Annotated in this window: 9 protein-coding genes; 6 read left to right on the plus strand and 3 right to left on the minus strand. The window is 30.8% G+C overall.

Translation table 11 applies throughout. The features are described 5' to 3' along the window. Positions 1-56: 56 nt before the first annotated feature. Complete coding sequence (locus tag JOP69_RS14980; RefSeq protein WP_203391715.1) at positions 57-1,880, minus strand: hypothetical protein; 1,824 nt, start codon at positions 1,878-1,880, stop codon at positions 57-59. A gap of 13 nt (positions 1,881-1,893) precedes the next feature. Then, positions 1,894-3,813, minus strand: a complete 1,920-nt coding sequence (locus tag JOP69_RS14985; protein ID WP_203391716.1) for an Ig-like domain-containing protein — start codon at positions 3,811-3,813, stop codon at positions 1,894-1,896. A gap of 216 nt (positions 3,814-4,029) precedes the next feature. Between JOP69_RS14985 and JOP69_RS14990 the strand changes: the two genes are divergently transcribed. After that, a complete protein-coding gene (locus JOP69_RS14990; protein WP_203391717.1) occupies positions 4,030-4,446 on the plus strand; it encodes an Rrf2 family transcriptional regulator in 417 nt (138 codons plus the stop codon). A 254-nt stretch (positions 4,447-4,700) separates the two neighbouring features. Here the strand turns inward: JOP69_RS14990 and JOP69_RS14995 are convergent, their stop codons facing one another. Next, positions 4,701-6,947 (minus strand): VCBS repeat-containing protein, encoded by a 2,247-nt coding sequence (locus tag JOP69_RS14995; protein WP_203391718.1) that lies wholly within the window; start codon positions 6,945-6,947, stop codon positions 4,701-4,703. 656 nt (positions 6,948-7,603) lie between these two features. On the opposite strand from JOP69_RS14995, the gene JOP69_RS15000 reads away from it, so the two are divergent. The 5 genes from JOP69_RS15000 to JOP69_RS15020 all read left to right on the plus strand — a co-directional run bounded on the left by JOP69_RS15000 (position 7,604) and on the right by JOP69_RS15020 (position 12,975). Continuing rightward, entirely contained in the window at positions 7,604-7,867 is a 264-nt protein-coding gene (locus JOP69_RS15000) for a DUF2061 domain-containing protein (protein WP_203391719.1), read from the plus strand. Beyond that, positions 7,867-8,481 (plus strand): phosphoadenosine phosphosulfate reductase family protein, encoded by a 615-nt coding sequence (locus JOP69_RS15005; protein WP_203391720.1) that lies wholly within the window; start codon positions 7,867-7,869, stop codon positions 8,479-8,481. The genes JOP69_RS15000 and JOP69_RS15005 overlap by 1 nt, the downstream gene beginning before the upstream one ends. 10 nt (positions 8,482-8,491) lie before the next feature. Continuing rightward, the gene (cysD, locus tag JOP69_RS15010; protein ID WP_203391721.1) at positions 8,492-9,397 is read left to right on the plus strand and encodes a sulfate adenylyltransferase subunit CysD; all 906 of its coding nucleotides are present in this window, start codon (positions 8,492-8,494) and stop codon (positions 9,395-9,397) included. A 187-nt stretch (positions 9,398-9,584) separates the two neighbouring features. Next, positions 9,585-10,832, plus strand: coding sequence for a sulfate adenylyltransferase subunit 1 (locus tag JOP69_RS15015; protein ID WP_203391722.1), 1,248 nt, complete (start codon positions 9,585-9,587; stop codon positions 10,830-10,832). A 49-nt stretch (positions 10,833-10,881) separates the two neighbouring features. Next, positions 10,882-12,975, plus strand: coding sequence for a HEPN domain-containing protein (locus tag JOP69_RS15020; protein ID WP_203391723.1), 2,094 nt, complete (start codon positions 10,882-10,884; stop codon positions 12,973-12,975). Positions 12,976-12,979: the final 4 nt, after the last annotated feature.

Raw genomic sequence — 12,979 nt, forward strand, 5'->3', positions numbered from 1 at the left:
ACAAAAAGTCAAACTCAGTAATAAAAATTTGAGTTTGACTTTATTCGTTTAAAGATTTATTTTTCTAAAGTTTGAACTTGAAGAATAGCAGAACTAATTTGCCCACCATTATCTGTAAATTTTACAGCAATTTTATTCTCACCTTCTTTTAAGATATTAATATCAACAGGTATTTCTAAAGTTCCAAAAAACTGTTTTCTATTATGTTGATTGTAGCCTCTAATAATATCCGTATTTATAGTTACTGGTTTTCCATTAACCTCTACAATTGGCATTAACGATGCATTTTTATCTCTTCCAATACTAATTCTTAATGTAGCTTTTCCTTTACCTTTTTTTACATTCTTAAAAGTAAAATTAGAAAATGTATTTGCTTTAATATTTGTTAAATAAGTATCTGTATAGTATTTTTTACTATGTATCGTATTCTCAAATTTAATTTTCTTTTTAAAGTTATAGGTAATAACTATGGTTTCTCCATAAGCAATCTTAATGTTCTTTGGAGCCTCTTTTTGCTTTTCAATAGTTAATTCTGGTACTTTATCTCTAAAAATATTTAACCTCTTAATTTCCGTATTTTTTAAATTTTTAGAATTCACTACTTCTAAATTTACTTGTTGCGTTTCATCATTTAAATTATTTAAAACCACATATAAATTTTTTCCATCTACAAAAGCTTGCGTTTGTACATCAATATTTGCAGAATTAAAGGCAACTCTATCTCCTTTTACGTCTTTCCATATTTCAAAATAGTATTTTCTTGGGGTAAATTCCCACTCACCAGATTCCGTTTTATTCCATAAAGAAGCTTTAGAAAAACGGAAAGTAGGTTTTACTTTACCAGTAGAAAAAGGTATGGTAAGTTCAATATCATCACCTCTTTCAATAAAATTCATAAGCATGTGAATTTGAGAACGTACCGCTTGCGAATTTTCTACAGGTTCAAAATTACGTGTATCTGGAAAATTAGGTTGATCTTGTACCAAACGGCCAAATTCTGTTACCGCAATTGGTTTTACAACATGTAGTTTTTTATAGCTATATGCTTCAATTAGATCTAAAATGGCCTCTGAATTAGAGCCAGATCTACGACCACCTGCATTGTTAACATTTCCACTTCCATCATAAAGATGCACAGAAAATAAGTCCATTTCTTCACCTGCTATGTCAATAAACTTTTTGTAACGTGTATTCCAAACATAAAAGTCTTTGCTTTCAAATTCGGGAAAAGCCGAAGCATAACCCATTATTTTCATGTTTTTTAATTCTGATGCAGCATGTACCTTTTTACCTAAATCTCTATGAAATTCGCACATTTTGGTAATGATCTTATCAATCTTTTCTTTATCATATTTTTTATTGTTTTTCTTTGGATAAAAATCATTTGCATGCACCATTGGCTCATTAAAAGGTTCAAAATACTTAGGTACATTATCTTCCTGATAGCGATAATAATCAACTGCAAAATCTGCGGCATTATTAGAAAATTCTGTAACATCCGTAAGGCTATAATCTATTTCTTTTTGATAAAAAACATATTTAGCTCTACCAGAATCTACATGGCCATTTACATCTCTAATTCCGCTATGCAATTTTTTAATTTTCGGAAACTTCCCCTTTTTTATTCTTGCAATAGGATTTCCTAATCCCCTAGAACCTCTATAATCGGATCTAATATTATACGTACTAATAAACTCAGAAAGTTCTTTGTCTGGTTTATTAAATTTAGAGTGAATATTAAAATATTTGTCTCTATTAAAGCTTGATGATTCTCCTACAAATCGTTTAGTTTTATAATCTATTGTAATTTTTGATTGTCCAAAAATTGGAGAAAAATAGAATGTAAAAACGATGAAAAAGATATTTATTGTATGTTTCATTTTTAAGCGATGGTTATTTTAAAATAATTAATTTTTTAGTTGCAATCGTTTTATTTTTGCTTTTTAATTGAATAAAGTAGACTCCAGGTCTAAAGTTAGATGTATTTATCTTGTTGTCTATTTTTGAAATTTCTTTAGATTTTACAAGTTTAGAATTGATATTATAAATATTTGCAAATAAATTTTCAGCAAAATTAGTTTCAATAAACACAGCATTTTTAGTAGGGTTAGGGTATGTTCTAAATATTGTACTAGATAAAATATCTTTAGTTGAAAGTGTTTTTTCTAATATAATAATTGGTTCTATTCCTTGTGTTTTTTTGTCACCATTGCTATTTGTAGCTTTAACAAAAAGATAATAAAAATCGTCAGTTGATAAATCTGCTGTGGGTGTAACACCGGTTAATGGAATGTCAACAGTTATTGTTCCTGATTCTTTACCTACTGTTTCATCTAAGTTTAAGGTAATATCTTTCACTATATTCCAGCCGTTATCTTTATGAATATGTCTTAATTTAAGAATTATTGGATCTTTAATTGTTTTAAATGAACCTGCATGATAGTTTAGCGTAACCTCCATAGTTCCTTCGCTTCTATAAGTCCTATTTCTATATTTATCAATATCATCAAAAGCAATTGATTGCGGAATGTTCTCTCCTATTTGTAGCGTAGCTTCTCCGTAAATAGAAGTATTCTCATTAGAAGTTGCTCTAATAGTTACAATACCAGCTGAAAGAGCTGTAATTACTCCATTTTGATCTACTGTTGCTATTTCTTCATTTAAACTAGACCAAGTAATAGACTTATCATCTGCATTATTTGGTAGAACTGCTGTTGTAAAAGTTATAGTTCCTCCAACAACAATATTAGCTGCTGATGGTGTAACATTAAGCGATGCTACATCTACGTCAAAAAAGTCTATAATTGTTATTTCACTTGTTGCTATTAATGTATTGTTAACTAAGCTAGTTGCAGTTATTGTAGCTTTTTCGGCTACGTTGCCTTTAGCAGTTAATATTCCATTAGCATCAATAGAAATAATTGCAGCATTCGAAGAAGACCATGTTACGTTATTGTTTGCATTTGTAGGGGTTGTAATTACGTTTAATTTTGTTGTGTTTGTACCGGCTCTAACGTTTCCTGGATTTGGGGTTAAACTTAAAGCTATAAGAGTTTCGTAAGGACGAATTTCTTCTGGCAGTTGAATGGCTAAATCCGGACCTTGGTTATTGATATTGTGTGCTAAGTATGAGGTGTCATAAAAAGCGATATAATCTATAATAGTACTGTTTGATCTTCCTTTTAAATAGAAAGTATATGTTTCACCTTCTATAAAGTTATAAAAAGCACCATTACTACCATTGTGTTCTAGGTTTATACAAGTTCCCCATCTATTAGGTCCTCTACCAAACATTTTATGAAAAGTTCTTAAATCAGATTCTGTATGTTTAGCATTACCACTGGTAAAGTTTCCTTCCATCTTTACGTAAATATCATTTCTGGCATCAGCTAGCTCCCACTTTACTTCAGTTCCATCTGGAAGTGTACGTATTGTAAACTTTTTGCCAGTTCCGGTATATTCTTCTAAAGGAGAACTCATGCGCATAGCTAGTTGATATGTTCCTGTTTTAGGGCATGTAAAATTATATTCTAATTCGCTATTAGCGCCTTGCCAAGGTCCAGTATATTGAAAATAAGTTTTGTTCATTGGTGAAGGAGAACTTGCTTTTACATTGTAAAAATCTTCATCTAAATAATTGGTGTCTCCTTCTTTTATAACTTTCCAGTTATTTCCAAGAGGTGTATTTGTGTCTTCTGCCTCAAAAACGATATAATCATCTCCATATTTAATATTACTTTGGGCATTTGTTTTATTCATTCCTATTAAAATAAGAAAGGAAATAAAAAAAAGAATTGTAATTTTTTTAATCATACGTTTAGAATTTTGGATTTATGTAAATATCTATATCTTAAACTATTTTTAGGGGAACAAATGTTCTCTTTGAGAATACATATGAACATTTAATAAATTAAAACAATTAAAGATTTGTGTAATTTTATTTATTGAATTCATCCTTTTTTTTTACTCTTAGAAGTTTATCCTACTATTTTAGTATGGTAATTACATTAAATTATGTAATTTTGTTATATGCTATCAAAGAAAACAAAATACGGAATTAAGGCGCTTACCTATTTGGCAAGACAAGAAGATAAAACACCTGTTTCTATTGCCACAATTTCTAAAAGTGAAAGTATTTCTTTAAAATTTTTAGAAAGTATTTTGTTAATTCTACGTAAAAACGGATTGTTAGCCTCTAAAAAAGGAAAAGGTGGAGGTTATTATCTTCTACAAGAACCTGCAGAAATACAAATGACTACAGTTATGAGAATTTTAGATGGTCCTATTTCTATGGTTCCCTGTGTTAGTTTAAATTTTTATGAAAAGTGTGCTGATTGTCCTGATGAAAATGCTTGTGCTGTTCATAAATTAATGGCTAAAGTAAGAGATAGTTCTTTACAGATTTTTAAAAATACAACACTTGCAGATTTATGCAACTTCAAATAAAACAAGTAAATTCTTGCTATTTTATTTTTGTTAACGCTTAATTTTTCTCTGTTTATCGAAACAAGAATACCTATTTCAACTGTATTTTTGTAAGTAGACGAAGATTTGTTATTAATGATATACGGCTTAAGTTTGTTTTTGATATTTATATGGTCTGTTAAATAATTAAAATCCCAGGTCAATAAATGATCTGAGATTTTTTATTAAATTTCAATTCTGAATAACTTTTTTTACTTAGGTTATATATAATTATTTCATTCTTTAAACCACAAATCACCGCCGTAAGAAGTAATAGTGAATTTCCCGTTTTTATCATTTAAATGTACTCTCCAGCAATCATCACCATTACCACACTTTCCATAATAAGCAATGTCAGTATAACCATCTCTGTTAAAGTCACCAGCAACTGGAGCACTAACAGGATCTTCTCCTTTAAACCACATATCACTACCATAAGAAGTGACAGTAAATTTCCCGTTTTTATCATTTAAATTTACTCTCCAACAATCATCACCATTACCGCATTTTCCATAGTAAGCAATATCGGTATAACCATCTCTATTGAAATCACCTGCTACTGGAGCGTTGATTGGTTTGTCATCTTTAAACCACATATCACCACCGTAAGAAGTAACAGTAAATTTTCCGTTTTTATCATTTAAATGTACTCTCCAGCAATCATCACCATTACCGCATTTTCCATAGTAAGCAATATCAGTATAGCCATCTTTATTGAAATCACCAGCAACTGGTGCACTAACAGGTTTGTTGTCTTGAAACCACATATCACCACCGTAAGAAGTAACAGTAAATTTTCCATTTTTATTATTTAAATGTACTCTCCAACAATCATCACCATTATTACACTTACCATAATAAGCAATATCAGTATAGCCATCTTTATTGAAATCACCAGCAACTGGAGCACTAACAGGTTTGTCTCCTTTGAACCAAATATCACCGCCGTAAGAAGTAACAGTAAATTTTCCGTTTTTATCATTTAAATGTACTCTCCAACAATCACTACCATTATTACACTTACCATAATAAGCAATATCAGTATAGCCGTCTTTATTGAAATCACCAGCAACTGGTGCATTAACTGGTTTATCTCCTTGAAACCACATATCATCACCATAAGAAGTTATATTAAATTTCCCGTTTTTATCGTTTAAATGTGTCCTCCAACAATCACTACCATTACCGCATTTACCGTAATAGATAATATCTAAATATTTTTTTCTTGTTAAACTATGTGGTTTTGTTTGGGTAATAGTGTTACTTTTAAGGCTTTTTAATTTTGTTTTATTATTCGTTGATATTGTTCTATTTTGAACATTTTTGATTGTGGTTTTTTTAGCAGATTTTAAACCCTCAATTTTCTTTATGGGTTTTAATTCTTCCAAATCAGTATTAAAATATCCAACTACTGGCTTAGAATGATAGGAATAAATTTTCTCTTTTAACTCATATTTAAATGTAGGTATTGAATAAATAATATGCTGATAACCGGACTCTACAGTTTTAAAGAGACAATCACTATTATTAAAAAAATTACATCCACCCATTTCTTCGTGCCCAAAATTTAGCCAATGTTGTTTGTACCAACCAAGATCTGTATTTTCTTCTTTCCATGCAAATGCACGAATACTTTCGCTTATAATTCCACTAACTTTGTCTCCAGAATGAACAATATACACTTTTAAATTATCTCTTTTTTCTGTTGGAAATGTTACATCCATATTTACTTTCCAACAATATTTATTGTTATAATCGTTAGGGTTTTTAAGTTTGTCATTTTTGCTATTAATAGGAAGATATTCTTCAATTTGTCTTTTAAATATCAGGTTAGGAAGTTTGAATAGTAAATTTGGAGTTTTTGCCAATACGGGGTTTGCGGCTACAGGATCATAACCTTGCACAATTAATGGTATATTAGTGTAGGTGGAATTACTTCTTAAACGGCTGCCAAGTCGAAATGCAAGTGCACCACCTCTACTTTGCCCCGACAAGACAATGACTTCCACATTTGAAGGGTTAAATTTTGAAGTTAGTAAATTAAAGAACGCAGTCTCTCTGCGCTTTGTTTCATTCTCGGATTGGAAGTAACCAAGTCTTGCGTCAAAAGCTAATACAAAAAGTGTTGATTCTTCTGGGAATTCTCCTGATTTGATGAGTTTAGAAGCTAATGATGAGTTATTTAAGTTACTTGTAGTTTCTAAGTTATCGCTATGTCTAAGACCTTCTTTATAATTGTTTGGTTGTCCTGTAAGTACATTTGTGTATCCATTTCCGTAATTACCCGTGGTTAATCCATCACTACCCGTTGGGTCATCGCTTTGTTGACCAGCAGCGATAAAAACAACTCTCTTAACCTTGTCTTTTGCAGGTTCACTTATTATTGAGATATAGGTATCTTGTCTGCCAGTTTTGCTAACACCAGAATCTCTCCAATAAGGTAGTTTACTGTGATCATTATTTTTGCTGTTAGTTACTCTCATGAGCTGCACTTTAATGTCTTGTGCAAATGAATGTTGATTAAAAAACATAAAACATAAGGTGATGATAGAAAACAGTTTTTTCAATTTGGAAGTATTTTGATTTTTCATAGTTGCTAATTAAAGATTATTTTAAATTTATAACAACGGTGTTTTCCTCCTTTTTTAATAAGTTTTTCCCCTGCTTATTCAAATGTATTTTTTAGTAAATGTTTATAAAGTGTCATTTAATTATCTGTAGAGTTTATTCGATTATTGGTTTTCCTCAATGAATGCCAACTGTTTTTTGTAGATGTATAGGATGATATATTATGCTGTTACTCTTACTGCTTATACCAGTTTTTTAAATTCTAAATAGGTTTCTTGGTTTTTTTATAATTGATACCGTGATTCATTACTTTTTGAGGTTTATAAGATGATTATAATTTTTAAATTCACTTGGTAAATGATATGTTTTTAAAGTGTTTTGAAAATATATTAGTACTACAACCTTGTAGTAGTGAAATATCTTTAAATTTTTTACCTTTTTTTTATTAATCTACTAATTATGTAGGGTTTTAGAAATTATTAACAATTTTTCTCGACCTATTAGAAAGTTTTGAAGTATGTTTGCATACCCTACTAAAGCAGTAGGATAATTATTTGAATTAATTTTTTTTATGATTTTAGACCAAATCATTTTTAGCAAAAAAGCACAGAGTAAAGGTTTTGAAGAAGATAAGTCTTCTGAAAAACCTTTACGAAGTGTGCTAAAAGCACTAAGCTGGAGGGTTGTTGGTACTGTAGATACTTTAGTGGTATCTTATTATGTAACTGGTGAGTTTACGTTAGCAGCATCAATTGCTTCGGTAGATTTTTTAACAAAATTAGTTTTATACTTCTTACACGAGAGAGTATGGAATAAAGTAAAATGGGGAAAGTAATGAGTTTAGACTTAGAACAAATAAACGGAGAATTAAAAGGTAAAAGTCCAGCAGAAATTATAGCTTGGGCTATTTCTTTTGCGAAAAATCCAGTAATTACTACCAACTTCAGACCATATGAAGTTGCTATTTTAAAAGCAGTTACGGATGTGCAAAAAGATATCAAAGTAATTTGGTGTGATACCGGTTATAATACAATGCAGACTTATAAGCATGCAGAAGAAATTATCAAAAAACTGGATTTAAACATTCAGTTATATACACCAAAACAAACAGCTGCTCACAGAAATGTAGTTTTAGGAGTTCCTTCTATAGAAGATCCAAAACATGTTTTATTTACAGAACAGGTAAAACTAGAGCCGTTTACAAGAGCAATGAAAGAGCATCAACCAGATGTTTGGTTTACAAATTTAAGAAAAGGTCAAACTGCATTTAGAAATAGTATCGATGTTGTTTCTGTAAGTAAGGATGGAATTGTAAAAGTGAGTCCTTTTTATAATTGGACAGATGAACAATTAGATGCTTATTTAGTAGAACAAAATTTACCAAACGAGTTTACATATTTCGATCCAACAAAAGTAGAAAGTAACAGAGAATGTGGTTTACACATCTAAAAAGATAATTATGAGTAATACAACAATACAAGTAGATGCTTTAGAAAGTGAAGCAATTTATATTTTTAGAGAAGTAGTAGCGCAGTTCGAAAAGCCTGTTTTATTATTCTCTGGAGGAAAAGATAGTATAACTTTAGTGCGTTTAGCGCAAAAAGCATTTTATCCAGCAAAAATTCCTTTCCCTTTAATGCACATCGATACAGGTCATAATTTTCCTGAAACGATTGAATTTAGAGACAGATTAGCAAAAGAATTAGGTGTTGAGTTAATTGTAAGAAATGTACAAGACAATATAGATTCTGGTAGAGTAAAAGAAGAAACTGGTAGATATGCCAGTAGAAATATGTTGCAAACAGAAACTTTATTAGACGCTATTGAAGAATTTGGTTTTGATGCTTGTATTGGTGGAGCAAGAAGAGATGAGGAAAAAGCAAGAGCTAAAGAAAGAATTTTTTCTGTAAGAGATGATTTTGGTCAGTGGGATGAAAAAAACCAACGTCCAGAAGTTTTCGATATGTTAAACGGACGCATCGATTTAGGACAAAATGTACGTGTTTTTCCAATTTCTAACTGGACAGAATTAGATGTTTGGTCTTATATAGAACAAGAAAACATCGAAATTCCATCAATCTATTTTGCACATAAGAGAAAAATATTTGTAAGAGACGGAATGATTTGGTCTGCAGATGATGCTGTTGTTTTTAGAGATGAAGAAGAAGTTGTAGAAGAAAGAATGGTTCGTTTTAGAACTGTAGGAGATATGAGTTGTACAGCGGCAGTTTTATCCGACGCAGTCGATATTGCAAAAGTTGTAGAAGAAATTAGAGATTCTTCCATTTCAGAAAGAGGTGCAAGAATAGATGATAAACGTTCTGAAGCAGCAATGGAAAAACGTAAACAACAAGGGTATTTTTAGAATACTTTGGGCGTTTTAACGGGCTTTCCACTATATCTTTTTTTGAAAAAACAAAAAAAGGATGTCGTTTCAATCCCTAACGCAACTATTTGCAAACACCTTACAAAATTTAATCGCTTTGTAAGTATTAAAAATGAATACAAATTAAGCTAAAAGCCAAAGGCCAATAGCGAACAGCTGATAAAAAATGAAAGTATTAAAAATAGCAACAGCAGGAAGTGTAGATGATGGTAAGAGTACCTTAATTGGTCGTATTTTATACGATACAAAATCATTAACAGACGATAAATTAGAAGCGATAGAAGAAAAAAGTAGACAAAGAGGTTTTGACTATTTAGATTTCTCTTTAGCAACTGATGGTTTAGTTGCAGAACGTGAACAAGGAATTACTATTGATGTAGCACATATTTATTTTTCTACACCATCAAAAAGTTTCATTATTGCAGATACTCCAGGTCATATTGAGTATACAAGAAATATGGTTACTGGTGCTTCTACGGCACAAGCTTCTATTGTTTTAATTGATGCAAGAAACGGAGTTATAGAACAAACATACAGACACTTTTTTATCAATAATTTATTGAGAATTAAAGATGTTGTAATTGCAATTAATAAAATGGATTTAGTTGATTTTTCTGAAGAGAAATACAATACAATCAAAAATGAAATTGAGTATTTAGCGAGTAAAAGTGAATATAAAGGTCAGAATTTAACGTTTATTCCAATGTCTGCTTTACAAGGAGATAATGTTGTACATAAATCTGAAAATACACCTTGGTATAAAGGAGAAACGTTAATGCATCACTTAGAGAAATTAGATGTAGAAGATATTAATGATGCTTCTCAAACCCGTTTTCCTGTACAAACAGTTATCAGGCCAAAAACAGAAGAATACCACGATTTTAGAGGTTACGCAGGTAAATTGTATGGAGGAGATTTAGCGGTTGGAGATGAAGTTGCAGTGTTACCATCGCAAACAAAATCTAAGATTAAAACAATTAATTTTTTCGATAAAGAATTTCAAGAAGCAAAAAGAGGAAGTTCTGTTACCATTACGTTAGAAGATAACGTAAATGTAAGTAGAGGAGATATGTTGGTAAAAGTAAATGAAGAGCCAACCATTGCTAAAGAATTAACAGCAACTATCTGTTGGATGGATAAAGAGCCTTTAAAAGCTTCACAAAAATATTATATAAAACATGGTGTAAATGATGCACAAGCAAAAATTACACAATTGTCTAGTATTATAAAAACAGATTTTTCTGGTATTGAAGAAAATCCATCAGAATTGGTATTAAATCAAATAGGAGACATACAAATAAAGTTAAGTAAACCATTAGCTTTTGACTCTTATAAGAATAACAAATCAAATGGATCATTTATTTTAATAGATCCTAAAAGCAACAATACAGTAGGTGTAGGTTTTATAAAATAAACCAATTACCAACCAACTAGCAGCCATTACCAACCATCAATATTAAATCATGCAAAGTTTTAGAACAGAAATAGAAAACCAAGTTGTAGAAAGAGATATTATTGATTTAGCAGATAAAATTGCAAAATTCAATAATCTAGAAATAGACGAAGAGAAATTTAGAAGTTTACGTTTAGCAAGAGGTGTTTACGGTCAGCGTCAAGAAGGCGTTCAAATGATTCGTATAAAATTGCCTTACGGTAAAGTAATGAGTAATCAATTACGTAGAATTTCTGAAGTTTCAGATGAGTATTCTAGAGGAAGATTACATATTACAACGCGTCAAGATATTCAAATTCACTATGTAGATTTACAAAGAACGCCAGAATTATGGGCAGAATTAGAAAAAGATGAAGTTACTATACGTGAAGCATGTGGTAATGTTGTAAGAAATGTAACTGCCTCAGAAACTGCTGGTATTGATGTAAACGAGCCTTTTGATGTTTCTCCGTACGCAGATGCTGTTTTTAAATTCTTTTTACGTAACCCTATTTGTCAAGAAATGGGACGTAAATTTAAGGTTTCTTTTTCTTCTTCGGATGAAGATACAGGCCTATCCTATTTACATGATATCGGATATATTGCTAAAATAGAAAACGGAGTTAGAGGTTTTAAAGTGATGGTTGCAGGAGGATTAGGTTCTCAGCCTAGACATGCAGAAACTTTATATGAGTTTTTGCCTTCAGATAAAATTATTCCAGTAATGGAAGGTATTTTAAGAGTTTTTGATCGTTATGGTGAACGTAAAAGTAGAGCCAAAGCAAGAATGAAATTCTTACTAAAAGATATCGGTTTAGAAGCTTTTAAAAATTTAATTGAAGAAGAACAAAATGCCATTGAATTTAAATCGATTGCAATAGATGCTGATGGTTATGTTGCGTCAACTCCAGTTTCTGTTGATGCTCCTCAAGTAGAGATAAAAAATCAAGAAGCATTTGATTTATGGAAATCTACCAACTTAATTCCTCAGAAGCAAGCAGGTTATGTTGCAATCGGAATTAAAGTTTTATTAGGAGATTTTTATACAGATAAAGCTCGTTTATTAGCGGATTTAGTTGATAAATATGCAGCAGGTGAAGTTCGTTTAACCTTGCGTCAGAATATTGTTATTCCTTTTGTAAAAGAAGATTTAGTTCCATTTTTCTATCAAGAATTAGAAAAATTAGGTTTTGTAGAAGCAGGTTATAATAAGGCCGTAGATATTACTGCTTGTCCTGGAACTGACACATGTAACTTAGGTATTGCAAGTAGTACTGGTATTGCAGACGAATTAGAGCGAGTTATAAAAGCAGAATATCCTCAGTATTTAAAAAACGAAGATCTAGTTATAAAAATTAGTGGTTGTATGAATGCTTGTGGGCAGCACAATATGGCAAACATTGGTTTTCAAGGAATGACGGTTAGAACTCCAGATAAATTAGTGGCGCCAGCGTTACAAGTTTTATTAGGTGGAGGAAATTTAGGAAACGGAAATGCATTATTTGCAGATAAAGTAGTAAAAGTGCCAAGTAAAAGAGGTCCAGAAGCATTACGCAGAATCTTTAATGATTTTGAAGCAAATGCTAATGGAAAATCTTTTGTAGAATATTATAAAGTTACCGGAGAACGTTATTTTTATGATTTATTAAACGATTTGCAAGATGTTACTAATTTAACTCAAGAAGATTTTATCGATTGGGGAGAAGAAGAGAAATATTTAAAAGAAATAGGAATTGGAGAATGTGCAGGTGTTGTGATCGATTTAATTGCGACTTTATTTTTAGAAAGTGATGAAAAAATTGAAAATGCAAATGAAGCTTTTGAAAACAAAGTATATTCAGGAGCTATTTACTATGCATACCAATCTATTGTAAACTCAGCTAAAGCATCATTATTAGCGGCAGATAAGAAAACAAATACGCATGCAAGTATTATTTCTCAATTTGATGAAGTATTTATTTCTTCAGAAAAAATAGATTTGGGAGGTTCTTTTGCAGATTTAATTTATCAAATTAATAAATTTGCTCCAACAGAAGAATTTGCAAAGAAGTATATTAGCGATGCAAATACGTTTTTACAGAAAGTAAGGGCTTATAGAAATGCTGAAACTGCTATTGCAGGGTAAGTTA

It is taken from the genome of Polaribacter sp. Q13 (assembly GCF_016858305.2).
Lineage (GTDB): Bacteria > Bacteroidota > Bacteroidia > Flavobacteriales > Flavobacteriaceae > Polaribacter.